Source organism: Campylobacteraceae bacterium (assembly GCA_013215945.1).
Taxonomy (GTDB): Bacteria; Campylobacterota; Campylobacteria; order Campylobacterales; family Arcobacteraceae; genus NORP36.
On record JABSOM010000021.1, the window covers coordinates 1 to 25,099 of the forward strand.

Annotated in this window: 23 protein-coding genes and 3 tRNA genes; 11 read left to right on the forward strand and 15 right to left on the reverse strand. The window is 28.1% G+C overall.

Annotated elements, in window-relative coordinates:
• The 9 genes from HRT41_15705 to HRT41_15745 form a co-directional block, all read right to left on the reverse strand.
• Positions 1-77: transfer RNA gene (locus tag HRT41_15705), tRNA-Gly, on the reverse strand.
• 14 nt (positions 78-91) lie between these two features.
• Positions 92-168, reverse strand: a tRNA-Ile gene (locus tag HRT41_15710).
• 22 nt (positions 169-190) lie between these two features.
• A tRNA-Ser gene (locus HRT41_15715) sits at positions 191-280 on the reverse strand.
• A gap of 164 nt (positions 281-444) precedes the next feature.
• Positions 445-1,131, reverse strand: coding sequence for an orotidine-5'-phosphate decarboxylase (gene pyrF, locus HRT41_15720; GenBank protein NQY25467.1), 687 nt, complete (start codon positions 1,129-1,131; stop codon positions 445-447).
• Between the two features lies 1 nt (position 1,132).
• Positions 1,133-1,528, reverse strand: a complete 396-nt coding sequence (gene nusB / locus HRT41_15725) for a transcription antitermination factor NusB (GenBank protein ID NQY25468.1) — start codon at positions 1,526-1,528, stop codon at positions 1,133-1,135.
• 1 nt (position 1,529) lies between these two features.
• A complete protein-coding gene (locus HRT41_15730; protein NQY25469.1) occupies positions 1,530-2,000 on the reverse strand; it encodes a 6,7-dimethyl-8-ribityllumazine synthase in 471 nt (156 codons plus the stop codon).
• Positions 2,001-2,149: 149 nt separating this feature from the next.
• Positions 2,150-2,962, reverse strand: coding sequence for a 3-deoxy-8-phosphooctulonate synthase (kdsA, locus tag HRT41_15735; GenBank protein ID NQY25470.1), 813 nt, complete (start codon positions 2,960-2,962; stop codon positions 2,150-2,152).
• Between the two features lie 128 nt (positions 2,963-3,090).
• Positions 3,091-4,836: an FMN-binding glutamate synthase family protein gene (locus tag HRT41_15740; protein NQY25471.1), complete on the reverse strand. Its 1,746-nt coding sequence runs from the start codon at positions 4,834-4,836 to the stop codon at positions 3,091-3,093.
• A 9-nt stretch (positions 4,837-4,845) separates the two neighbouring features.
• Entirely contained in the window at positions 4,846-5,724 is an 879-nt protein-coding gene (locus tag HRT41_15745) for a DMT family transporter (GenBank protein NQY25472.1), read from the reverse strand.
• 101 nt (positions 5,725-5,825) lie between these two features.
• Here HRT41_15745 and HRT41_15750 point away from each other — a divergent pair, with 101 nt between their 5' ends.
• Genes HRT41_15750 through HRT41_15765 form a run of 4 tightly spaced genes read left to right on the forward strand, consistent with a single transcriptional unit; the run spans position 5,826 to position 9,950 of the window.
• Positions 5,826-6,887, forward strand: coding sequence for a mechanosensitive ion channel family protein (locus tag HRT41_15750; GenBank protein NQY25473.1), 1,062 nt, complete (start codon positions 5,826-5,828; stop codon positions 6,885-6,887).
• Positions 6,888-6,897: 10 nt separating this feature from the next.
• The gene (gene murA / locus HRT41_15755; GenBank protein ID NQY25474.1) at positions 6,898-8,163 is read left to right on the forward strand and encodes a UDP-N-acetylglucosamine 1-carboxyvinyltransferase; all 1,266 of its coding nucleotides are present in this window, start codon (positions 6,898-6,900) and stop codon (positions 8,161-8,163) included.
• Positions 8,164-8,213: 50 nt separating this feature from the next.
• On the forward strand, positions 8,214-9,326 hold the full coding sequence (locus HRT41_15760) for a hypothetical protein (GenBank protein NQY25475.1): 1,113 nt from the start codon (positions 8,214-8,216) through the stop codon (positions 9,324-9,326).
• A gap of 9 nt (positions 9,327-9,335) precedes the next feature.
• Positions 9,336-9,950: a hypothetical protein gene (locus HRT41_15765; GenBank protein ID NQY25476.1), complete on the forward strand. Its 615-nt coding sequence runs from the start codon at positions 9,336-9,338 to the stop codon at positions 9,948-9,950.
• 10 nt (positions 9,951-9,960) lie between these two features.
• Here the strand turns inward: HRT41_15765 and HRT41_15770 are convergent, their stop codons facing one another.
• The 6 genes from HRT41_15770 to HRT41_15795 form a co-directional block, all read right to left on the reverse strand.
• A complete protein-coding gene (locus tag HRT41_15770) occupies positions 9,961-10,509 on the reverse strand; it encodes a glutathione peroxidase (GenBank protein NQY25477.1) in 549 nt (182 codons plus the stop codon).
• 129 nt (positions 10,510-10,638) lie between these two features.
• Positions 10,639-12,276 carry a hypothetical protein gene (locus HRT41_15775; protein NQY25478.1) on the reverse strand — a complete coding sequence of 546 codons (1,638 nt, stop codon included), beginning with the start codon at positions 12,274-12,276 and terminating at the stop codon, positions 10,639-10,641.
• Positions 12,276-14,867, reverse strand: a complete 2,592-nt coding sequence (locus HRT41_15780) for a response regulator (GenBank protein ID NQY25479.1) — start codon at positions 14,865-14,867, stop codon at positions 12,276-12,278. The genes HRT41_15775 and HRT41_15780 overlap by 1 nt, the downstream gene beginning before the upstream one ends.
• Positions 14,868-14,882: 15 nt before the next feature.
• Entirely contained in the window at positions 14,883-16,559 is a 1,677-nt protein-coding gene (locus tag HRT41_15785) for an EAL domain-containing protein (protein NQY25480.1), read from the reverse strand.
• Positions 16,560-16,821: 262 nt separating this feature from the next.
• Positions 16,822-18,369, reverse strand: a complete 1,548-nt coding sequence (locus HRT41_15790) for a hypothetical protein (GenBank protein ID NQY25481.1) — start codon at positions 18,367-18,369, stop codon at positions 16,822-16,824.
• Between the two features lie 67 nt (positions 18,370-18,436).
• Positions 18,437-19,009 carry a YigZ family protein gene (locus tag HRT41_15795; GenBank protein NQY25482.1) on the reverse strand — a complete coding sequence of 191 codons (573 nt, stop codon included), beginning with the start codon at positions 19,007-19,009 and terminating at the stop codon, positions 18,437-18,439.
• Positions 19,010-19,080: 71 nt separating this feature from the next.
• On the opposite strand from HRT41_15795, the gene HRT41_15800 reads away from it, so the two are divergent.
• The 7 genes from HRT41_15800 to HRT41_15830 all read left to right on the forward strand — a co-directional run bounded on the left by HRT41_15800 (position 19,081) and on the right by HRT41_15830 (position 24,996).
• The gene (locus HRT41_15800; protein ID NQY25483.1) at positions 19,081-19,806 is read left to right on the forward strand and encodes a TlyA family RNA methyltransferase; all 726 of its coding nucleotides are present in this window, start codon (positions 19,081-19,083) and stop codon (positions 19,804-19,806) included.
• Positions 19,800-20,639, forward strand: coding sequence for a bifunctional riboflavin kinase/FAD synthetase (locus HRT41_15805; GenBank protein ID NQY25484.1), 840 nt, complete (start codon positions 19,800-19,802; stop codon positions 20,637-20,639). The genes HRT41_15800 and HRT41_15805 overlap by 7 nt, the downstream gene beginning before the upstream one ends.
• Before the next feature lie 68 nt (positions 20,640-20,707).
• Entirely contained in the window at positions 20,708-21,415 is a 708-nt protein-coding gene (gene cmoA, locus HRT41_15810) for a carboxy-S-adenosyl-L-methionine synthase CmoA (protein ID NQY25485.1), read from the forward strand.
• A 17-nt stretch (positions 21,416-21,432) separates the two neighbouring features.
• Complete coding sequence (locus HRT41_15815) at positions 21,433-21,933, forward strand: peroxiredoxin (GenBank protein NQY25486.1); 501 nt, start codon at positions 21,433-21,435, stop codon at positions 21,931-21,933.
• Positions 21,934-21,943: 10 nt separating this feature from the next.
• Positions 21,944-22,801, forward strand: a complete 858-nt coding sequence (locus tag HRT41_15820; GenBank protein ID NQY25487.1) for a plasminogen-binding N-terminal domain-containing protein — start codon at positions 21,944-21,946, stop codon at positions 22,799-22,801.
• Positions 22,802-22,860: 59 nt separating this feature from the next.
• The gene (locus tag HRT41_15825) at positions 22,861-23,640 is read left to right on the forward strand and encodes a YihY/virulence factor BrkB family protein (protein NQY25488.1); all 780 of its coding nucleotides are present in this window, start codon (positions 22,861-22,863) and stop codon (positions 23,638-23,640) included.
• A gap of 48 nt (positions 23,641-23,688) precedes the next feature.
• On the forward strand, positions 23,689-24,996 hold the full coding sequence (locus HRT41_15830; protein ID NQY25489.1) for a GGDEF domain-containing protein: 1,308 nt from the start codon (positions 23,689-23,691) through the stop codon (positions 24,994-24,996).
• The last annotated feature ends 103 nt before the right edge of the window (positions 24,997-25,099 follow it).

The following is a 25,099-nucleotide window of genomic DNA, read 5'->3' on the forward strand; positions in this document are numbered from 1 at the left end:
TGGAGCGGGAGACGAGACTCGAACTCGCGACAATCTGCTTGGAAGGCAGAGGCTCTAGCCAACTGAGCTACTCCCGCAATAAGTTTATAACTGGTGGGTCATGAAGGACTCGAACCTTCGACCACTCGGTTATGAGCCGAGTGCTCTAACCAGCTGAGCTAATGACCCAATTGGTATGAAATCTATTACGTGGCAGACAGGGAGGGATTCGAACCCTCGGTACCGTTGCCAGTACGTATCCTTAGCAGGGATATGGTTTCAGCCACTCACCCACCTGTCCGTCTATTTCCTAAACGTTGTATCGTTTTTGGATGGGAATTATAATAGTATATCACTTAAAATATACTTAAAATTATTTGCTTTCTAAAAATACTTTTTAATTTACTCATTTAAAGGAAATAGCCATAAGTAGGACTAAGTAAGTACTTAATACCTACTTAAAATTTATATTTTTTCTAGAATTCTTTCTACAATTAGTTTTGCATTGTTTGCTTTATATATTGGTCTTCCCACCACAATATAATCAACAAAGTTTTCTTTTGCAAACGTTATATCAGCTACTCTTTTTTGATCGCCCGCATCTTCTCCAAAAGGTCTGATGCCAGGACATAAAGTAATAAAAGTAGAAGAAGTATGATTTTTGATATCTTTGCTTTCATAAGCAGAGCAGACAACACCATCAACACCTGCTTCGTAAGTATCACGTGCTAGTTTAATAGCTTTTGAACTTATATCTTCATTGTATATCTCTTTAAAAGCTTCATTTGAAAAAGAAGTAAGTGCCGTAACACTAATAACAAGAGGTTTATTAGGAATGTTTTTAATTCGCTCCATAACGCCTTGCATTGCTTCTTTACCAGCACTGGCATGAAGATTAAACATATCAACTAAACCAAGTGAAGCAATCTCTTGCGCTGCATCTGCCATAGTATTAGGAATATCATAAAGTTTAAGATCTAAAAATATTTTAAAAGAAGGATTAATTTTTTTTAATTCTTGTAAAAAATCTTTTCCATCTCTTATAAATGTTCGAAAACCGACTTTTAACCAAAGCTCTTTATCTTTTAAACTTTGTGCCAAAGCCAAGTTTTCTTTTGCACTTGGCAAATCTAAAGAAACACAAAGTTCCATTTTAAACCTTATTAACGTTATCTAAAAGCCCATTAACAAATTTAGGAGCACTGTCTGATCCTAAACGTTTAGACAATTCAATTGCTTCATTAATAACAATTGCTTTTTCTAATTTTACAAACAATAATTCATATACAGCCAAACGTAAAATTGATTTTTCGACACTTCCAATATCTGAAATGGTACCTTGTTTTAGATGTTTAATTATTTCTTCATTTATTGCTTCTAAATTATCAATAACACCATTAAATAAACCCAAAGCAAAGTCTTTTTGTTTATTTCTGATTTTTTTATCTTCTAATATTTCATCAACAAATTTTACGATTCCATCGTTACCTAAATCAACTGCATATAATAAACCAATTACTGATTCTCTAGCTTGTGTACGTGTTGCCAAATTATTTCTCCATTACTTTGAAAAGGTCTAACATTTCAATAATTGTAGTCATTGCTTCTGCACCTTTATTACCAGCTTTAGAACCAGCTCTCTCAATTGCTTGCTCAATTGAATCTGTTGTTAATACACCATTTGCAACAGGTTTTCCATATTTTAAAGCAACTGTTGCAATTCCTTTTGTAGCTTCTGCTGAAATATAATCAAAATGAGGAGTAGCTCCTCTTATTACAGCGCCCACACAACAAATAGCATCGTATTTACCTGAAGCTAAAGCTTTATCTAAAGCAAAAGGAATTTCAAAAGCACCTGGAACTAATATTAAATCAAGATTTTTTTCATTTCCACCGTGTCTGATAAATGAATCTTTAGCACCCTCAACCAGTCTATCAGTAATAATATGATTAAATCTACCATTAATAATAGCAACTTTTTCTTCCCCATTTAAATGTAAATGACCTTCAATTATTTTCATTGTTTACTCCATAAAATACTAGTTTTATATGATAAAATTTAATTTATTTTTACTAGTATTTCTTTATTATTTGTTTTAATTATTGCGATTATACCCAAAAAAAAGTTAAAGCTCTAAAAAGAGTTTTAAGTCCAAGTTTTTTTAATATTTTAATTTCCCAAAGCTTCTTTAATTGCAAAAACTTGATTGATTGTGGTATACAAATCTTCAATTTTTAACATATTAGGACCATCACTTTTTGCAACACTTGGATCAACATGTGTTTCAAAGAAAAAACCATCCACTCCAACAGCAGCAGCAGCTCTTGCCATATAAGGAACAAAAGGAGCATTTCCTCCTGTAGTCAATCCAGTACTTGGAATTTGAACACTGTGAGTAGCATCAAAAATAACAGGTGCATAAGATTTTAATAAAAGAAGGTTTCTCATATCAACAATTAAAGCACCATAACCAAAAGTATTTCCTCTTTCACATAACCAAATATTATTTTTTTCTGAGTTCTCATATGAAACATCTTGAACGCCTCTGGTGTGCAGTATTTTTTCAACAGGATGTTTCATCGCATCTGCTGCTAAGAACTGCCCTTTTTTTATATTAATAATAGTATTGGTTTTAGCAGCAGCTACTAATAAATCTGTTTGTCTGCACAAGAAAGCAGGAATTTGAAGAATATCTACTACTTCTGCAGCTGGTGCTGCTTGGTACGATTCATGTATATCTGTAACTATTTTATATCCAAACTCTTTTTTTATTTCTTCAAGTAATTTCAAGCCATCTTCTAATCCTGGGCCTCTATATGAACTTAAAGAAGTTCTGTTCGCTTTATCAAAAGAGGCTTTAAAATAAAATTCAACTCTTTTATCTTCACTTAAGGGCAATAGTTTTTCTGCAATTGCAAAAACAGTATCCCTGTCTTCTAGAACACAGGGTCCTGTTAATATTTTTAATTTTTTATTTTGCATAATATTAGCCTTAGTATTTTATTCTTCATTGTCATTTAGGGTACTATATTTGAGATTAAGAGTGCTTTACGCAAATAAAAAAAAGGGGATAAGCAAATGCTCATCCCCCTTTTTAATCTAATTTTCTTTTACGAAATATCTTTTTTACTGTGATATTCATCATCATAGTCTTTTCCAATATCTAATATTCTATCAAATACTTTATCAATATTATCATGAACTTTTGAGTTACGATCTAAAAACATTAATCTGTGTTTATCCAGTTTTTTATAATGATCTAAGCCCATAACAGCCATAAGACCTCTAACGCCATTTAATAAGTTTTTATGGTAATCTCGTACATATTTTGCATGTTTATGTACAAAATATTTTTTTCTTTTACTTTTATCTTGCGTTGCAAGTCCTACAGGACAGTGATGTTTTGTAGTACCAGAGCAATATCTTGCCCTTATACAGCCAGCAGCCATCATCATTCCACGTGCTATTTGAATAAAATCAGCACCTAAACTCATAATAATTACAATATCATCAGGAGTTAAAACTTTACCACTAGCAACCAATCTAACATCATCTCTAACACCATATTTTGTTAATACTTTATCTACTAAATAAATAGCATCTCTAATATTAAGACCAATTCTCTCCATCATTTCAATAGGTGCAGTAGCAGATCCACCAGATCCACCATCAACTGCAATATAATCAGGATATGGTTCTCCACTTATTTTTCTTCTTGCTATTTCTTTAGCATAAGGTTCAATATTTTCAAGATCTGAAATTACTATTTTCATACCTACTGGTTTTCCAGATAATTCTTGAAGTGTTCCCATAAAATCAAACAATTCTTCTACCGAATTTGCATAAGGGAATCTATTGGCTGCAAAAAGATTCTCATGGGCTTTAACACCTCTATAATAAGCAATTGCAGGACTAACTTTATCAGCTGTTAGTTTTCCACCTGTTTGTTTTGCACCTTGTGCCATTTTAATTTCTGTCATAGTACAGAATTTCATAACTTTTTCATAACGCTCAGGATTAAATGTTCCATCATGATTTCTTACAGAATATAATCCCGAAGAAATTTGCATAATAATATCGGGCATATCTTCTGGAACTTCTTCTGGAAAATTCTCAACAGGAGCATCCCAATTAGGTCTGTAAAAAGTATTCTCTTTGGCATTTAACATATACGTTTCTGCTTCAGGATCATCTTTAAATACCAATTTTCTGTATAAATCAGAAGCAATCGCAGCATTAAAGAATTTTAAAGCTGTTTCTCTCATCATTATTTGAAATTTAGTTCCTTTTACGAGTGTCATGTATTTTGCATTATAATTTCTGTGCGTTATAAAAAAGTTAGAAGTTAATCCACCTTCACCTGAGTTAATAGGAAATTCTCCCAAATACGAACCCCATACAAAAGATCGTGTACCTTCTGGTGATATTGAACCATCACTCATAGCAGAACGTGCAATTATTGATTTTGAGTGAAAAGGTTTTTTTCTTCGCTCTCCAAAAGAAACAGAAAAATCTCTACTTACTTCGTTCTCATTTAATACAATATTGGCATGTCTTAACATCCACTTAGGTTTGGGAAGAGGTTGTGCGGGTGAAAAAGATGCATAATTTGGTAAATCCCTTGCGGCTTTATATACCCAATCTAATTTATCTTTTGACTCATAAAACTTTTCATCTCCAAAATACTGTCTAAAAGGCTCACGCGCTTCTTCAAGTACATATCTCAATCGTCCAATTATTGGGTAGTTAACCAGTAACTGATGGTCTCTTTGTACATACTTATCATGTATATACCATACAACCATTATCACTACAAAAAGCGTAGCAACGACGTCGAAAACGGCTATTTCATTCATTGTTAATCCTTATTTTTTAGAAACTAGTAATCCACTAATTACAATTAAAAATATTCCAAGTATAATCCATATATCAGGAAAAGAGTCTCCCAGCACTAAACCCAATACAATTGAGAAGGCTATATTAGAATATGATATTGTACCAATTATTCCAGCTTTTGCGACACTATATGCTTTTGTCATATAAATTTGCGCATAACTGGATACTAATCCTAGTAGAATAATAAAGATAATATCATTAGACGAAGGTAAAATAAAACTAGAAATTAAAAAATCTAAGCTAGAATTATGATAAAAAGTACCAATTAACATTAAAATAATAGGAGCAATAGTTCCAATAAGCATAAAAGACAAAACTATTGTACGACCTTCGTAATAATTTTTAAGCTCTCTAATTGAAGTATATGCAAGTCCAGCCCCTACTCCTGCTAGAATTCCAAGATAATCTGTTTTCTCTAAAGAAGAGCCATCAAATTTTGTTATGAAAAGAATTCCAATAAAGCCAATAAATATTCCCAACCAACCTTTTTTACCTAATTTTTCTTTTACAAAAAAATATGCGAAAATTGCTGTAAATATAGTAGACGTTTTTGAAAAAGTCATGGCTTCAGCTAAAGAAATCTTAGAAATAGTATAAAAGAAAAACAATAAAGCAATAAACCCAATTAAGCCTCTAAACATAAGTAAAAAGGGTTTGCCTCCTACTTGTTTTAAGGGCCGTTTATAAATTGAGTATCCAATAATAAAAACCCCAAATACATTTCTAAAAAATACAATTTCAATTGAGGACATGGAGTTGCTTAATTCTTTAGCAAATGCACCCATAATTGCAAATAAGAAAGATGCAAGTATCATATACTTAACACCCTTTTTCGTTTGTTCTTCCATTCTAATCCTAAGCTCTTAATTCAAATGAGATTTTAATAGAATCTTCGTTAATATATCATTATTATTAAGCATTTTTAAAACAAGATAAAAAAAGGAAATTAGTGATTGTATTCTCAGAAGAAATTGACAGAATAATCATAGCTGCATTTATACTCTTATTTTTTTTAATACTGCGGAAAATTCTTAGAAAAGCAATGTTTTATATCCTAGATAAACTTGTTCATAAAACAACAACTACCATTGATGATGAAATAATACTTGTATTAAGGGCTCCTTTAGAACTCTTTATAATTGCACTTGGTTTTAAATTCTCTCTTGAATACCTAAACCTACCTTCAAAAATTGATGTTTTTTCAGGTCACATTCTTAGCTCTGTTTTTACCTTTATTATCTTTTTGGCTTTATTTAAAATGGCTGTGCCGCTGAGCAATATTTTTATTGCTTCTTCTAAAAAATTAAAGGTAAAAAGTTTAGGAAAAGATTTAGTAAACTTAATTACTAAATCCATACAAGTAATAATAGTAGCTATTGGTTTTGTAAGTATTCTGCAGGGTTGGGGATACAATATTACTGGTTTTTTGGCTTCTTTAGGACTAATTGGTATGGCTATTGCACTTGCTGCTAAAGATACTGTTGCTAACCTTTTTGGTTCCCTTGTAATTTTTTCTGATAAACCTTTTAAAATTGGAGATTGGATTAAAACTCCTGTGGTAGAAGGTACAGTTGAAGCAGTAGGAATAAGATCAACCAAAGTTAGAACTTTTGCACAAGCACTCGTATCAGTACCTAATGCTGTATTAGCTAACAGTGAAATATTAAACTGGTCAAGAATGGGAAAAAGAAGAATCAAGTTAATCCTAGGTCTTACTTATAGTACAAAAGCAATAGACTTACAAAATATAGTTAAAGAAACAAAAGAGATGCTAAAAAAACATCAAGATATTCATCAAGATACAATTTATATTTATTTTACTAATTTTGATGCCAGTTCACTTGGTGTATTTTGCTACTTTTTTACAAAAACAACCTCATGGGGTGAATTTATGAGAGTCAAAGAAGATGTGAATTTTAAGATTATGCAAATTGTAGAAAACAATAATGCAAGTTTTGCTTTTCCATCACAATCTATTTATTTAGAAAATACAAAAGAAGAATTACTTTAAGAGGAATAAAATGAAATATTTAAAAATTATTGGTCAGAAAAAACTAAGTGGTGAAATAAGAATATCAGGAGCAAAAAATGCTGCTTTACCGCTTTTAGCGTCAACAATACTAGCAAAGAATACTATTAATATTGGTAATATGCCTGATGTTGTAGATACAAACACCTTTTTAAAACTACTAAATAATTTAGGAAGTACGGGAAAAAGAGAAAAGAATACGATACGTGTTAATACCTTTAACATTAATGAAACCAAAGCTACTTATGACATAGTTAAAACCATGAGAGCTTCTATTTTAGTACTAGGACCCTTGTTAACACGTTTTGGGTACTGTGAAGTATCACTTCCAGGAGGTTGTGCAATAGGTCAAAGACCCGTTGATTTACATCTAAAAGCATTAGAAGCAATGGGTGCTAGTATTGAAATTAAAAATGGATATATAGAAGCACGTTGTGAAGATGGTTTAAAAGGTGCAGATATTGTATTTGATAAAGTAACAGTAGGTGGAACTGAAAATACTATTATGGCAGCAGCTCTTGCAAAAGGTACAACAAGAATTATAAATGCAGCTAAAGAACCAGAAATTGTTCAATTATGTGAAGTATTAAAAGATGCAGGTTTAGATATAAAAGGAATAGGAAGTTCTGAAATTACTATTGTTGGTAATAACCAAGAGCTTTTAGAATTTAAAGATTTTGATATTATTCCTGATAGAATTGAAGCAGGTACCTATCTTTGTGCAGGTGCAATTGCAAATGAAAAACTAAAAATAACACATATAATGCCAAAACATTTAAGTGCAGTTATCTCAAAACTTGAAGAAATGAATTTTGAATTAATAAAAGAGGAAACAAGCTTAACAATACTCCCAACTACAAGTATTAAACCTGTTAATATTATTACAAGTGAGTATCCCGGTTTTCCAACAGACATGCAAGCACAGTTTATGGCTTTAGCTACACAAGCAGATGGAACATCAATTATTGATGAACGTCTTTTTGAAAACAGATACATGCATGTAAGTGAACTTGTTCGTATGGGCGCTGATATTCATTTAAATGGTAATATCGCAAGTATTCATGGGAAAAAAGGTACTTTAAGTGCAACAGATGTAATGGCTACAGATTTAAGAGCATCATCTGCTTTGGTTTTAGCAGCACTTGTAGCAAAAGGAGAAACTAATATTCACAGAATCTATCATTTAGACAGAGGATATGAAGACTTAGAAGGTAAATTAAAAGGAATTGGGGCAAATGTTAGCCGTCATAATGAATAAAGAAGCCAAACATAAATATAAAATTAACTAAGAGGCTAAAAGGTAAAACAATGAGATTAGAAGTAGAAGTTTTTAGATTTGATTATAAGATGGATTATTTACCCTATTATTCAAAAAATTATCTTAAAATCAAAGAAGAAAAAACACTCTTAGATATTTTGAATACTATTAATGAAGAGAATCCTTTTGCTTATGAAAATAAGGAAGATTTTTTACTTTGTATTAATGGCATACACAGCAAAATAAACATTAGTATAGAAGATCTCATTAAAACCTTTGGTAAAGATATTCGAATTGAACCCATATCAATTACAAGAGCAAATAAAGATCTAATCATTGATGAAAAAGACTTTTTAGAAAAATTTGACTTGATAAAAAAACATACTTTTATGAATATTCTTCCCTCTTATATGATAAAAGAATTTGAAAAAAACTATAAAACATACAAACAATATTTTTATGCATCAAATACGCTTAACATTCATACAAACTATTTAGGAGATGCTTTTTTACTCTTAGCTTCTGATATTATTGAAAAATATAAAGATGAAGAAAAAAGTATTCTAAGATTACTAACTAGTATTCCTTTTGCTGCTTCTTATCATACTGCCTTAAATGCGAGAATACACGATTTTGATAATACTATTGAAACACGTATAAATACTTTACAAGATAAATTAAAACTTTTAAATAAAACAGCTATTAAAACAAGTAAAAAAGAAATACATTTTTCAAATACAATAAACAAAAGCAATATTAAATTTGATTTTAATGATTTCAATATTTTTTATTATCATGGAAATAATCCTAAAAAAGAAAGTCTGGAGTTATTAAATAAACTTCAAGCAACAAAATTAAACCTAGCCCAGATGAAAACAGATTTGGCACTTAACACGTTTAATATTAACAAAGAATTTACCTATAATCTTGCCGCAAGAATTGTAATGGATGCATTTGATAATAATGCTGATTTTGTTTTAGTTGATGATCAAAGATATTTTAATTTATTTGATAATAATATGAAAATATTCGAAAAGATTTTACAAAGAGATATTAATATGCCTGTTCTATTTATTTCTGAACTTTCTTTACTTGCATCTGGAGAGCACCAAAAAGCAAAAGAAAGTCTTTCTAAGCATCAAATTGATTTAGAAATTATTTAAAGGAATTTTATGGCTTTAGGAAATATGTTTATTTTTATATCATTGATTATTTTTATACCTGTTGTTTCTTTATATATTTATAGAAAAACCATTTTTAATTCTTATTATACTAAAAATGATATAGAATACTTTTCTTATAGTTTAAAAACTTTTATTGAAAATACCTATCCGAGGATCCCCTTTAAATTTACAATTTTTGAACAAAGTAAAAACATTTCCAGCCTAAAATTAAGAGAAGAAAAAATCATAGAAGACATAGTGCATCAATACAGTAATTATCCCTATCAAGTACAAACACAAAAAGTAGTAAACAAAGAGGAACTGTGGTCTTCTTATGAAGTTGATTCTAAACCTTTTAAAGATAAAAACCCCATTGATTTAAAACGAAGAAAAAACCTTGCATGGAAAAGAGCACAATATAGATGTGACAGATGTGGACTTTTACTAAAAAGCGAAGATGCAAAACTTTTATTTGCAAAAGAAATAAAACAAGGTGGAAGCTTTCATTTAGAAAATCTTGCTATTGTTTGTAATGATTGTTATCTTATTACAGAAGCAAAAGATCAAAATAAAAGCACTTTAGAATTAAAAATATTTTCTCTTTTAGAAAGCAGATATTTATAATTTTACACGCTTAAAATTTACTCAATAGTTCTTTAATATCTTCTTTTATATCTAAGGGTTTAACATAAGGTGCATAACGTTTAATAACCTTTCCTTTTTTATCAATCAAAAATTTTGTGAAATTCCATTTAATACTTTTTGTAGAAAAAATGCCTCGCGCTTCATTTTTTAAAAATTGATACAAGGGATTTGTATTTTCTCCATTAACAGTGATTTTTGAAAATAAATCAAAATCAACAGCATAATTTATTCTGCAAAAAGATTTAATTTCTGCATTACTACCAGGTTCTTGTTTTGCAAAATCATTAGAAGGAAAAGCTAAAACCATAAAGTCTTCATTTTTATATAAGGTATATAGTTTTTCTAAACCTTCGTATTGAGAAGTAAACGTGCATTTACTTGCAACATTTACAATTAACAATACTTTGTTTTTATATTTGGATAAAGAGATTTTATTATTATCAATATCAAAAAGGTCAAAACTATAGATATTTTCAAGACTTTTAGAAGCGCTCAAAGAAGATAAAAAAAACAAAAAACAAAAAAATATTTTTAACATACGTGACTCCTATATATAAAATTATACAATAATTTTATATATGTGAAAAGTGCTAGAGAAAAGAGTATGAAACAAAATCTGTCTTTGTTCCAATACTTTTATAATTAATGAATATACAGTTCTTTTAATTTAAGTTTTTTTATAAATCTTAATTTTTTTATTTCCTATTCGTTCATATTTTAAAGTTTTTAATGCTCTCTCACTTTCACCCAAAACTAAAAAACCATTTTCGCTCAAGGATTCATCCATAAGATTAAATACCTTACTTTTCAAGTCTTTATCAAAATAAATAAGTACATTTCTGCAAAATATAATATTAAATTCATTAATGGAAGCATCTGTTACTAAGTTATGTTTAAAAAACAATACTTTTTCTTTTATTTCAGTATTGACTTCAAAAGAATTATCATTAAAATTAAAATATTGTTCAAAATTATCTTTCTCATCATACTTACGGTAATTGTCTTTAAAACTATCAAATAAATCAATTGGATATATACCATTAATAGCTTCATTTAATATGGTTTCATTAAAGTCAGTTGCATATATTTGAGCATTTTTTAATAAACCAGACTTTTTTAAAAGTATAGCAACGGTATAGGCTTCATCTCCTCGTGAACAACCTGCACACCATATTCTTAAATATTTTAGTTTTCTTAAGCTAGGCAGTACCTCATCATATATTTTTTTAAAAACCTCTGTATTTCTAAAAAACTCTGTAATATTAATTGAAAATGCCGATTTTAGCTCATTAAAAATATTTATGTCTTTTAACACCATTTGTTTAAATTGTGCAAAATTGTTTGCATTCACTTGCAGGCTTACAAATTCAATTCTTCTTTTAATAGATTTTAATTCATAGTTTCTATAATCGTGTCCATAGGTATCATAAATTTTTTGTAAAAAGTTTTCAATATCGCTTTCTAAACTTAGAGAAGGAGATAGTTTTAAGTCTAAATAACTTTGTATATTTTTTAAATTTAGGACATGTGTTTTGTCACTCTCGCTAATAGCATGCAGTAACATATCTTTAGCTTCACATTCATCTGGGTTCTGAAGTATCACTTCACATCTGTTTTTTTTTAAGATATTCATAGAAACAGAACCATCTTTCCCATATCCGCAAAGCAGTATACTTAAAAGCGAATTTTTATATTCATAAGCTAAAGACTCAAACATAACACTTATCGAGGGTCTGGAAAAATTGACATGCTTACTATCACTTAGATATATGTAATTGTCTTTAATAATCATATGTTTATTAGGAGGTGCTATATATATTGTATACTCTTGAATTTGTAACTTATCACTTACATCAACAACATTATAGTCTGTTGTTTTCCTAAGTATCTTACTTAACAAAGAAGCTCTATCAGGAAGTATGTGAAGTGTCACAAAGATAGAGATATCTGCAAAAGGCAAATTTTTAATAATCTCCATTAAACCATTAATACTACCAGCACTTCCACCAATCGCGATGGCTTTTACATTTTGTATATATTGAAAATTATGAAAATTCTTTTTGTATTTATAATCGTTGTTAATTCCTAAATTTGATAAGTACATATACAGCGATTTTTTAGACGTTGATATTTGTAGTTTATCTCTTAAAATAAGTAAGTCTTTTACAATCACATAAGGAAGATACTCTGTATCTTTAAACTCAATATTTATTGAACTATTGTTTGCAGAGTCATTTAACTGTATATGTAAAGACTTAATATCTTTTGTATTTAAATTCCCTTCTATTAGAATTTTTAGTGCCATTATTTATTGCCAAGGTAACCGCTTAAGATAGATAATAAAAGACTGGTATCAATAGGTTTTGTTACATAATCATTACAACCAGCATCTAAGGCTTTTTCTTTATCTTCTTGCATTGCTTTTGCTGTAAGTGCGATGATAGGGATATCTTTGCTTTTGTTATTCTCTTTTATACGTTCAGTAGCTTCATATCCATCCATTACAGGCATCATTATATCCATAAGAATGATATCAATATTATTATCATTGGCTTCTAATTTATCAATTGCTTCTTTGCCATTATGTGCCGTAATTACATCTGCACCATGTGAGCTTAAAAATTCAGACAGTATAAATATATTTCGTATATCATCATCTACTACTAAAATTTTACTTCCAAGTAACTCTTGTGAATCATTCGTAGAAGAAGTATATCTTGTAATTTCATCACTTATCTTGTTCTCAGCTATTCTTTCATCTGTTTCATTTTGTATTACAATGGGTAAGATAAGACTAAAAGTAGAACCTTTTAATACAGTAGATTGAAGTGTTATTTCTCCACCTATAAACTCTGCCATCTTTTTACTAATAGATAAACCAAGTCCTGTTCCCCCATATTCCCTACTAATACTACCATCTGCTTGAACAAATGCATTAAATACAGACTCTAACTGTTCCTTTTTTATCCCAATTCCTGTATCACACACCAGTATTTGGAGTTTTCTTTCATCTAAGGTTTCTATTCTTAAGCTAATACTGCCTGTTTTTGTAAATTTAAGTGCATTGGATATAAAGTTTTTTAGTATTTGAAGTATTTTTGTTTTGTCACTGCATATTTGGGAATTAAAATTATCTTCTATAATGAAAGAAAGTTTTTTCTCTTCTATCTGTGCATTAAATAAATTACTTAACTCCTCAATTAAGCTTTTCGAACTAAAAAATTCTTCTTCTAATATCATCTTGCCTGCTTCAATTTTTGAGAGGTCTAGAACATCATTGATAAGTAATAAAAGTTCATTCCCACTTTTATGAATAATAGAAGCTTTTTTAATCTCTTCTTTATCAAGATTATTGAACTTATTGTTTTCTAACATATTTGAGAGCACTATGATTGCATTTAAAGGGGTTCTTAGTTCATGAGACATATTGGCTAAAAACTCTGATTTATATTTACTAGAAAGTTCAAGTTCATCATTTTTATCTTTTAGTGCATAAGAGCTTTCTTTTAATTGTTGTTGCTGTTCTTCCATATAGGAGTTCGCTTCTTCGAGTTGCTGTTGTTGTTCTTCCATTTGTGAGTTTGCTTCTTCGAGTTGCTGATGTTGTTCTTCCATTTGTGAATTTGCTTCTTCAAGCTGCAGGTGCTGCTCTTTCATAACAATGTTATTAGCTTTTTCATACTCTAAATAGCTTTTTATTTTCTCGTTTTGTTGTTTTGAATAAATAAAAGTAGCTAAAGGAGTAGTAATAGCATCTAAAAAGAGCATAACATTTTCATTTATTTTTTCAGTGAATCCTAACTCAAGAACACCATACACTTTATGTTGATACATTAAAGCAAGTGTATATGAAAACATTGTTTTTGTATTATGTGAAAGAGAAGTAATACTAAGGCTGTCATTAACAACATTGTTTAAAAGAATGGGCTCTTTTTGTTTAGCCACTTGTCCAACAACTCCTTCTCCTAATAAAATACTATGTTTTTGCATATTTTGTTTCACATACGCATAACTGCTATCCATCTCTAATATTTTTTTGTCTTTATCAAAAATATACAAAGCAGCGACTCCCGCATTTACATACTTACTTATGTTTTGCAAAGTTTCATTATTCTTAATATCAATTTTTGACAAATCAGCACTAAGTGCTGCAATTCCATCTTTAAACCAAAGTTTTTGAGCTTCTTTTTTACGAAGGAAATAATATATAAAAACATTCCCAAGACTAAAGATAAGTATAAAAATAATCAATAAAACAATATTTATATTAATTTTTGATTTAATATTATTCGTATTTTCTTTCGTTCTTTTGTTTAACATAACTATAAAATCATCAATAGGATTCATGATTTTATGTTTGGCCAGATAATAATCCTTAGAATGTAATAATGCAATCGCTAAAGTTTGATCAGGAACTTTTTCTTCCATTAAATTAAATGCTTTTACTTCTAGATTTACCAAATCATTTGAATTAAATTCAGCTTGTGTGATTTTAGCCAGTTCTAAAGCACTAAAAGGTAATACGGCAATCATATCTTTAAGCGATACTTTTTTTGTATCGGGATGTTTTAATTCTCTTATTTCTTTAGTTAAATCCCAATAAATAGCTGTATAATTTTTGGGTCTTTCTTTTTTGCCATTTCTTATATCCAAAGTATCAAAGTATTGTTGTCTAAATTTTTTGTCATTTGTTATGGTATAGGTTCGTGCAAAGTGAGTCAGGTCATCTGAACTTTGTCTTAGTTTATCTGCAACTTCCGTCATGCTAAAACGGTTCTCAACGGCATTGTTTAAATTTTTACTATGCATATTCATCATATAAAATAATACAATTAAAATAAACACACTTAAGAGTTCAAAAATTATGATGAAAATATTTATATTTTGTTTGTTCACAGAGAGATTCCTTCCTTATTTTAGGGGCAGAGCTTGTGGTTTTGAGTAGATATAACCTTGGATAACATTTGCACCTTCTTTACTTACAAACGCTAACTGCTCTTGCGTTTCAACACCTTCAGCTACTATGTTAACATCAAGATCTCTAAACATATGTAAAATGAATTTACAAATATCTGCATCTCTTTTAGATTTTGAAATAGCTTGAACAAAAGCCATATCTAATTTTATCTCATCAAACTTCATACTAGAGATATAAGAAAGACTTGAATACCCTGTTCCAAAATCATCAATGGAAATTTTAAAACCCAAGTCTTTTATGTCTTTTAAAAAACTATTGTCAATGTTTTTTATTAAAGAAGCTTCTGTTACTTCTAAAGTGATTTTTGAGGTATCCAGTTTATATTTTTTAATGATTTTTTTTAAAAATTGTACAAATTCATTGTTTTCAAAACTTTTAGCGGAAAGATTGATTGATACATTTACATTGTTTTTAAGATCAGTACAAACTTTCTCAAAAACATATTTATCTATCATAAAACTCAAATTAAATTGTTCCAAATAAGGTATGAATTCAGAAGGGTATATAATGCCTTTACTTGGATGTTGCCATCGTATCAACGCTTCGTAAGCAAGTATATTCTCGCCTTTTAAGTCATATTGGGCTTGATAGTACATCATAAATTCACCATTTTTAACCGCTTGAATTAATTCACTTCTTAAAAAAAGCAATTTATCTGCTTCTGTTTGAAGTCTGGAATCATAAAATACAGCACGATTTTTTCCAGAATTTTTTGCCTTATACATAGCATTATCTGCATGTTTGATAATGGTATTAGAATCTTCTCCATCTTGAGGCATAAGTGCTACACCAAGGGAAGCGCCAACATGTAAGGGCATGCCATCAACTTCAAATGGCTCATTTATATTTTCTAATATTCTATTTAAAAGTACAGAAAATTGTTCTTTACTTATACCAGGATCTTTCTCATTTCCACGAATAAGAACTATGAATTCATCCCCTCCAATACGACCAGCTATATCAAAATCACGAATACTGTTTTCTAATTTCTTAGCAATGAGTTGTAAAACTTTGTCTCCACAATCATGCCCTAAAGAATCATTAATATGTTTAAATCCATCAAGATCTAAAAATATCAAAGCGGATATGGTTCCATTTCTAAGTGAAAAATGTATTTCTTCGTCTATTCGTTTGGATATTGTTTTACGATTGGCCAAACCAGTAAGGGTATCATAGTATGCCAATATTTTAATTTCTTCATTTTGTTTTAATGTTTGTTTTTGAAGCTCAAATATTTTTTTAAAATTTTTAATTTTTGGTATCAAAATTTCTCTGTCAATGGGTTTTGTAATATAATCAACCGCGCCTACTTCAAAACCTTTTATTTGATGGCCTCGCTCTAGAGATAAAGCCGTTATAAGTATGATAGGAATATGCAGAGTTTTTTTATAACTCTTCAATATTTTAGTAAATTCAAATCCATCCATGTCAGGCATTTGAACATCTGAAAAGATAAGATCAACATCAACTTTAAGAACGATTTCTAATGCTTCTTTTGCACTAAGTGTTTGAATAATTTCAACATCGTCAAAATATTCATAAATAAGTAATTCTAATATATAAAGATTATTTTGTAAATCATCAACTAATAATATTTTGAATTTATTCATAGACAATACTACATTTAATTAACTTTATATATGATTTACTTATATTTTAATCTTTAATATTAATAATTAATCAGTAGAACTCCTAAGTTTAGGACTTAGCTTTCTTTATAAAATTGATAAACTAAGATATTTGAAGTATTTTTCATTAAATTATTTGAAATAAAGTAATATTTATTTAACTTAATAATTAAAAAATAATAATTGTATGAAAGGATAAGTGTAAAATAAAGAGGCACCTTAAATTGCCATTTTTAATATAAACTTAATTTTTTCCTAATAAACGATCAATTTTAAGTTTACGTTCTATCATAAAATGATTCTCTTTTTTCTTTTCTTTATTATCTTCTGTTTTGTACCTTAATTCTTTTTTTATTTTTCTTAATTCACTTTCAAAATTCTGTTTGCGTATTTTATTTTTTAGTTTATTTTTTAGTAATCGTAGTTCTAATTCTTTGGTATATTTACTCTCAAGTATTTTTAATTGTGTTAATTGTTCTCTTACATAAGAGAGATCTTTTGATTTTGGTATGATATATGGCGTTATAATGATAACCAAACTGGTTTGCATATTATTTTCATTTTTGTTCTTAAAAAGATTACCAACAAAAGGAATATCCCCTAATAAGGGAACTTTTGTATTTGTTATTTCTATTTTATTTTCAATTAAACCTGCAATAATTACGGATTCTCCATTATTTACAATAGCTGTTGTTTTAATCTCTTTTTTGGAAGTATCAGGATTTCCACTAAGTGAAACTCTATTGGTAACTCCTTCTAAAACAGCTTCAATATGAAGCATGACTTTATTTTTGTTTGATATTCTTGGTTTTACTTTTAGGCTAAGACCTATGTCTTCTCTAATAAAAGAATCTTTAGATACTCCTCCACTTGAAAGTGTATTTGAAGTTTTGACAGAAATAGTTTCTCCTACATAAATAGAACATTCTTGATTATTTATACACAAAATAGAGGGTTCTGAAACTATATCTAAAGCATAATTTTCTTTTAGCAAATTAATGCTAGCTCCTAGTGCTAACCCAGATGTAAGATTAGGTAGATTAAGTCCTATATCTTCTATAGAAAAAGCTATGCTTTTTCCATTATTTAAAGTAGAAGCAAAGGTAAATATACCACTTGAATTTCCTTTTCCTCCCTCTACTCCATACTTAATACCCACTTCAGAAATACGTTTTTCATTGACTTCTATTATTCTTGCTTGCACATACACTTGAAGTTTATCTTTATCAAGTTCAGATACCAATGCTTTTATAAAATTTAATTGAGACTCATTGCCTTGTATGATTAAAGCATTTGAGGATGCATCAATAGAGAACTGCAAAAAAGATGATTTAAATGCTTTCTTTTTTGAATTAAGCTCTTTAAGTATTTTTAAAATATTTGCTGCTTCAATATTTTTTAAAAAAATTACTTCAAATCTTTTTTCATTCTTTAAGATTTTAGTTTTATTATGTTTATTTAAAAAAAGACTTTTAGTTGAAACGTTTTGAGTTTTTCCTTTTTTTTTGACAATACGTAAAATTTCATTGCTTTGAATTAAAGAATATCCTTTTTCATCAAGAACATATCTAAGAATATTAAGCACTTCTTTTTTATTCACCAAATTATTAGAAATAAAATTAACTTTTCCTTTAATTGGCTTAGATAAAAGTATATTTTTATTGTTTATTTTAGCGGTGAGTTTAATTAAATCCATTATATTTAGATTCTGAAAGTTAATATTTATATTCTCTTTAGAATATAAAAAAGAATACAAAAAGAAAAACAGAGAAAAGATTTTAAATACTTGCATCAACTCTCCAATACAAAAAGTGATTAAAGTGTAACATCATAAATATTAAAATAAGTTTTATAGTTATTTACATAAGTTCTAAACCTTGAATTAATTTATTTTCAAGAGAAATAAAATTCTCTTTTGTTGCTTCTAGTCTCAAAGTAACATCATTATTAAACTCTTTAGAAAGAATATTAATACTAAATTGTTTGCATAAATATTCACATTTTTGAAGCTCTTTATAAGGTAAAATAAGTGATTTTTCTATCAGATTTACATATTGGAATAATGATGCCTCATTAATTACTAAATTGCAAGCACTTGAATACGCACGTACCAAACCACCTGTACCTAACTTAACCCCACCAAAATATCGAATAATAATTACACACGTATTAATTAAAGGATAACCAGCTAATACATTCAAGGTAGGTTTACCTGAGGTTCCTCTGGGTTCTCCATCATCACTTGAGTTCTCAACAATTTGATTGTTCTCATTTAAATGCCTGTACGCATAAACGAAATGTCTGGCTTTGGGATGTGCTACTTTTAATTTTTTCATTGTTTCTTTAAAATCTCTAAAAGGACATAAGTAAGCAATAAATTTTGATTTTTTTTCTTCATAAGTAAAGCTAAATTCTTCATTACAATATTTCATATGGCATTTTAACAAAGTGTATATAAAAATCGCTAATGCAAAATAAATATGAATTTAAATATAATACATTTATGAGATTAGATAAATATTTATATGAGCACTTTAAACTTCAAAGCAGAAACAAAGCCTGCGAACTTATTAAAAACAATAAAATTAAACTTAATGGAAAAATCATTTCCAAAGCTTCTTTTCAAGTTTTAGATACTCCCATTATAGAAATCTTACAAGAAGATTTTTATGTCAGTCGATCTGCCTACAAATTAAAGCATTTTTTAGAAGAAATTCATTTAAATTTAGAAAATACAAGAGCATTAGATATTGGTTCTAGTACGGGCGGATTCACACAAATATTATTAGAGAATAAAGTAAAACATGTAACATGTGTTGATGTAGGAAGTAATCAACTGCATGATAAAGTAAAAGAAAATCAAAATATTGATTTTTTTGAGAATACAGACATTAGAGATTTTACATCTTCGTATGAATTTGATGTTGTTACTTGTGATGTTTCATTTATTTCAATTTTATATATTATTGAAGACATTAACCGTTTGGCTTCAAAAGATATAATTATATTGTTTAAAGCACAATATGAAGTGGGATCTAATGTTAAAAGAAATACAAAAGGTGTCGTTCTGGATTTAAAAGCCATAACAAAAGCAAGAAAAAAGTTTACAGATACCTGCGAAGCATTAAATTGGACCTTACGTTATAATAATTTTTCAAAAGTGACAGGAAAAGAAGGTAATAATGAAGAACTGTTTTATTTCACAAAAAAGAAAACAAAAGAATGTTAAGTAAAAATAATAGCTCTGCAGATAAAAAAAGTATCACATCTATTGCTATTGGTGGTTTTGATGGTATGCATACTGCGCACCAAACACTTTTTTCAAACCTTTCAAGAAAAGGAGCTATTATTGTTATTGACTCAGGTTATGCTAATTTAACTCCTTTTAATAACAGAGAAGAATATTCTTCTTATCCCATTTTCTATTATGCCCTTGAAGATATAAAAGCTCTTAGCGGACAAGAATTTGTTAATTTATTAGTGCAAGAGTTCCCCCTTCTTAATAAAATTGTAGTAGGTTTTGATTTTCATTTTGGTAAAAACCGTTCTTGTGGAACAAAAGAATTAAAACATTTTTTCGAGGGAGAAGTTATTGTTTTAAATGAAATATCCGTAAATAATATTGCAATTCATACAAGAGTTATACGTGAGTATTTAAAAAATGCTGATATAAAAAATGCAAATATTCTTTTAGGTAAATCTTATAAAATAAGAGGTTTACACATAAAAGGACAAGGTTTAGGAAAAACAGATTTTTTTCCTACAATTAATATTGAAGTAAAAGATTACCTTTTACCAAAAGACGGTGTTTATATTAGTAAAACAATAGTAGATGAGCAAGTATATGATTCTGTAACATTCTTAGGGCATAGAACTTCAACAGATGGTAAATATGCAGTAGAAACACATATTTTAAATAAAGACATCTTTGTTAAAAATGAAAAAATAGAAATAAAATTTTGTAAATACATTAGAGAAAATCAAAAATTTGACTCTTTTAAAGCCTTAAAAAATCAAATACAAATGGATATAAAAAATACAAAAGAGTATTTTCATAATTAGTATCAATATTAAGGATTTAGCCTCTTAGGATAAATATAAATTAATACATATTTAGATAAAATCATGTCATGAAAGACACAGTATTTGAGAAATCTATAAATAAACAATTTGAGTTTGATGAAGAAGTTGCTTCTGTATTTGATGACATGTTAAATAGATCCGTACCTTATTATAAAGAGATGCAGCGATTAAGTATTAATTTTGCATTAAACTTTCTTGAAAAAGACGATAAAGTATTTGATTTAGGATGTTCAACAGCAAGCACACTTATTGAACTTTCCAAACACGCGAAGATTCCCTTGAATCTTTATGGCATTGATAGCTCTTCTGCTATGTTAAAAAGAGCACAGAATAAGTGTAACGCTTTTGGCGTTCATATTAATCTTATAGAGAGTGATATTTTTGATTATCCTTTAGATGATGCTAAATTAATCATGTCAAACTATACCTTACAATTTATTAGACCCCTAAAAAGAGAAAAATTAATTAAAAAAATACATTCTTCATTAAATAAAAAAGGTATTTTTATTTTTTGTGAAAAAGTTATTTCAAATAATAATACCTTGAATAAACAATGTATAGACGAATACTATATGTTTAAAAAAGAACAAGGGTATTCAGAGTTTGAAATTTCTCAAAAAAGAGAAGCCTTAGAGAATGTTTTAATACCTTATACAGAAGAAGAAAATATAAAAATGATAAAAGATGCTGGTTTTTCTCATTGTGAGACCCTTTTTAAATGGGTAAACTTTGCTACTTTTATAGCAATTAAATAATATACTAAAGGAAGATGATGTTAGAAATTGGACAAGATGCACCGGATTTTTGTGCTTTAAATCAAGATGATGTTGAAATATGCTTACGAGATATCAAAGGGAAATGGATAGTATTATATTTTTATCCAAGAGATTTAACGCCAGGATGTATTATTCAAGCAGAAGATTTTACACAACAAGAAGAGTTATTTGAGAACCTAGATGCTTTTATTTTGGGAGTATCTGCAGATACAACATCAAAACATCGTTCTTTTATTGAAAAAAAGAATTTAAATATTACTTTATTAGCAGATGTTGAAAAAATAATGTGCGAAGCCTATGGTGTATGGCAACTTAAAAAATTCATGGGTAAAGAAAACATGGGTATTGTAAGAACTACTTTTATAATTGATCCAAGTGGAAAGATTGTAGCCATCTGGGAAAAAGTATCGGTGAGAAAAAAAGACAGAAAAACAAAAGAAGAAACACTTCATGTAGATGATGTAAGAGAAAAATTAAAACAATTACAAAATAATTAAGGATTTAAATATGTTCAGCAAAAAAATTACACTTTTTTTTATAGTACTTTTTTCTTCAATGGCACTTAGTGCTAATGTATCACTTAAACAAGAGAATTTACAGATTTTTGAAGTAATAGGTAATAAAGCCAAAATTACAAAAGGAAATTTAGCTTTAGGACAATCTGGAATAATCAATCACAAAATTGGAAAAAACAATTCAATTATTCTTGCAAGTGCAGAAGTAATAGAAACATATAATTCATATTCTGTGATTGAGTTTAGTAAATTTAATGATCTGCTTCAAGAAGCAATTCCAAATACAACAAGAAAAGTACAAAATAAAGATATCTTTATTTTAAACTACTTATATTCTGCTTCTTTATTAATAGCACCCAATCAAGAAAGTTTTATAAACATACGACAAGTTTTTTCCAATCATAACTTTGTACATTCAGATATTTTTGCTTCACATTTAAAAATTGAGGGAGAACCTTTTCCTTCTAAAGAATTTATAAAAGAATATACTACGAAAGAAAATATTGGTACAATTTTTTATGCAATTGACCAAACTGTTTATATTTTTGATGCAAAATCATTTAAAAAAATTGCTTCTTTCACTTTTCCTTATGATGAAGAAGATGCACAACTTCCATTTTATACACGAGTTGAGCAAATTGAAGAAGGTCAGTTTTCATGGTTAAAAGGTCTTTCATGGGAATCAATGGCAAAAATGTTAAGAACATTTGGATTTTTACCAAAAGAAAATGAATACGATGACTATGAATTAGAAGATGAAGAAGGAAATATTATTGAAAACAGTAATTTAACAGTTACAGAACAATATAATTTATATTATATTAAATTCTTAGGGTTAAATGATGATTAAAAAAATTTAGCCAATAAAAATTTAAGAGTATTTTCAATAGGGCTATAAAAGGAAAAAAGATGGAAAAAAAACTAATTCCTAAAATCATAAAAACATTAACATCATTTTTTAATGATGATACAAGTTATTATGCGGCATCACTTAGTTTTTTTACTATCTTTTCAATGTTACCTATATTAGCTTTACTTATTTTCATAGTATCCTCTTTACAAATCTTTCAAGAATACTTAGAACAATTTATGGCATTAATTCTGGATTCTTTAAATCCAACAAATTCTGTTGTTATAGTGCAAACATTTAATAATTTTATTTCCAACACTGATAAACTCGGATATATGGGCATTGTTTATATGTGTTTTGTTTTTATTATGTTTTTTAAAGATTATGAATATATTGTTAATAAAATACATAATTGTAAAAGAAAACCACTGTATAAAACATTTTTCTTTTATTTGTTTTTTTTAATTGCACTTCCTTTTTCTTTTATTATCTTTTCAATCATTATAACTTTTTATTCAAATTCATTTTTTATAAAAATAATTTCTTTCTTTTTTCCATGGCTTACTATGTATTATTTATTTAAATTAAGCGTTAATACCTATATTGTTCCAAAAGCTGCTTTAATATCGTCTTTCTTTACTTTAGCAAGCATTGCAATAACCAAAAATCTTTTTGTATTCTATGTCCTGTACAATCAGACATACACAACTTTATATGGTTCTTTATCAACCCTTTTATTTGTCTTTTTTTGGATATATCTTTCATGGATGATTTTTTTATATGGAATAAAAATGTGTCATAAATTAAACATCAAAGAATTAAAAAAACATCATAAATAAATAATATTCTTTATTACTATGTTATACTGTTCCTTTATAGGAACTATTATGAGTGATTTTAAATTATTAAAAAAAATTTGCAAAGATACAAATCTCTTCTATATTGATGATAAATCAAAATATTCAAATATTCTTTTTACGAGTATTAAAAATCATTTTAATACCTGTAGCTTAAATAATTATGAATTTAATATTCTTGATAAGTTTGACAACAAAAAAGACAATGTAATAATTTGTAATATAAGTAATAATTCTTTACTCAATAAACACCTAATTGAACAATTAAAGTCAATATCTAATCGTATATTAATCATACTTGCATTACCTGTAAAATCTGATTTAAGTCATTACGATAAACTTAAACAAAACAATGAAATTTTCTCTTTTGATAAATCAAACCTAAATGCAGCAAGTAATGTTATTAGCTCTTCTGTTAAGTATATTAATAAAACAAATGCTGTATATGACTTAGAAAATAAAGTAAGTCATTTTATGAAAATATTGGAATTATACGATGAAACGATTATCGCCTCAATTATGGATATAGAAGGAAAAATAAAATATGCAACCAGTGCATTTTCTAAAATATCGGGATATTCTAAAGAAGAGTTAATGAGTAAAAAGCATAGTATTTTTATGCATACTATTTATGATAAAGAATCATTTACCTCAATCTCAAAAGCAATATTAACAGGGAAAGTATGGAAAGGTGAACTAAAGAATAAAAAGAAGAATGGTAAAGAATATTGGGTTTATGCAACTATTTCACCTGAATATGATAATTCAAACATACTCATTGGTTACACCTCTGTAAGGCAAGATATAACTGAAAAGAAATATATTGAAACCTTATCTATAACAGATGCATTAACAAACCTTTACAACAGAAGACATTTTGATATTATGTTTAAAAGTGAAATTAAGAACTCCTCTAGACATAGATATACACTTAATTTTATTTTACTAGATATAGATTTTTTCAAACAATACAATGATACTTATGGTCATCAAGCAGGAGATGAAGCTTTAATTAAAGTTGCCGCTTGTATTCAAACTACCTTTAAAAGGCCAGATGATTATACGTTTAGAGTGGGAGGTGAAGAATTTGCTATTTTATTCAATGTTGAGTTAAAAAAAGATGCATTATTTCTTGCAAATAAATTACGCATGAATATTCAATCTTTAAGAATAGAACATAAAAACAGTGAAATATCCAAAAACTTAACGGTATCAGCTGGTTTAATACAAATTAGGAAAAATCCAAAAAATGAAACAATAGAATTATATAAAAAAGTAGATGAAGCTTTATATACTGCAAAAAAAGAAGGTAGGAATACAATTCATTTTCAAAAATAATATAAAATTATAAAAAAAAGGCTATCTAATCCTATTCAGTTAAAATCAATAGTTAGTAGGCAAAAAAAAAGCTTTACCTTAAACAACTTAGAGTTGAATAAGA

Coding starts and splice junctions, on each gene's coding strand:
- HRT41_15730 (NQY25469.1), bottom strand. CDS start 2,000: ATGAAAATAATTGAAGGTCATTTACATTTAAATGGGGAAGAAAAAGTT.
- HRT41_15740 (NQY25471.1), bottom strand. CDS start 4,836: ATGAATGAAATAGCCGTTTTCGACGTCGTTGCTACGCTTTTTGTAGTG.
- HRT41_15825 (NQY25488.1), top strand. CDS start 22,861: ATGGAAAAAAAACTAATTCCTAAAATCATAAAAACATTAACATCATTT.
- pyrF (NQY25467.1), bottom strand. CDS start 1,131: ATGGAACTTTGTGTTTCTTTAGATTTGCCAAGTGCAAAAGAAAACTTG.
- HRT41_15745 (NQY25472.1), bottom strand. CDS start 5,724: ATGGAAGAACAAACGAAAAAGGGTGTTAAGTATATGATACTTGCATCT.
- HRT41_15820 (NQY25487.1), top strand. CDS start 21,944: ATGTTCAGCAAAAAAATTACACTTTTTTTTATAGTACTTTTTTCTTCA.
- HRT41_15790 (NQY25481.1), bottom strand. CDS start 18,369: ATGCAAGTATTTAAAATCTTTTCTCTGTTTTTCTTTTTGTATTCTTTT.
- HRT41_15770 (NQY25477.1), bottom strand. CDS start 10,509: ATGTTAAAAATATTTTTTTGTTTTTTGTTTTTTTTATCTTCTTTGAGC.
- HRT41_15785 (NQY25480.1), bottom strand. CDS start 16,559: ATGAATAAATTCAAAATATTATTAGTTGATGATTTACAAAATAATCTT.
- HRT41_15795 (NQY25482.1), bottom strand. CDS start 19,009: ATGAAATATTGTAATGAAGAATTTAGCTTTACTTATGAAGAAAAAAAA.
- HRT41_15760 (NQY25475.1), top strand. CDS start 8,214: ATGAGATTAGAAGTAGAAGTTTTTAGATTTGATTATAAGATGGATTAT.
- kdsA (NQY25470.1), bottom strand. CDS start 2,962: ATGCAAAATAAAAAATTAAAAATATTAACAGGACCCTGTGTTCTAGAA.
- HRT41_15805 (NQY25484.1), top strand. CDS start 19,800: ATGTTAAGTAAAAATAATAGCTCTGCAGATAAAAAAAGTATCACATCT.
- HRT41_15800 (NQY25483.1), top strand. CDS start 19,081: ATGAGATTAGATAAATATTTATATGAGCACTTTAAACTTCAAAGCAGA.
- HRT41_15765 (NQY25476.1), top strand. CDS start 9,336: ATGGCTTTAGGAAATATGTTTATTTTTATATCATTGATTATTTTTATA.
- murA (NQY25474.1), top strand. CDS start 6,898: ATGAAATATTTAAAAATTATTGGTCAGAAAAAACTAAGTGGTGAAATA.
- HRT41_15830 (NQY25489.1), top strand. CDS start 23,689: ATGAGTGATTTTAAATTATTAAAAAAAATTTGCAAAGATACAAATCTC.
- HRT41_15815 (NQY25486.1), top strand. CDS start 21,433: ATGTTAGAAATTGGACAAGATGCACCGGATTTTTGTGCTTTAAATCAA.
- HRT41_15775 (NQY25478.1), bottom strand. CDS start 12,276: ATGGCACTAAAAATTCTAATAGAAGGGAATTTAAATACAAAAGATATT.
- cmoA (NQY25485.1), top strand. CDS start 20,708: ATGAAAGACACAGTATTTGAGAAATCTATAAATAAACAATTTGAGTTT.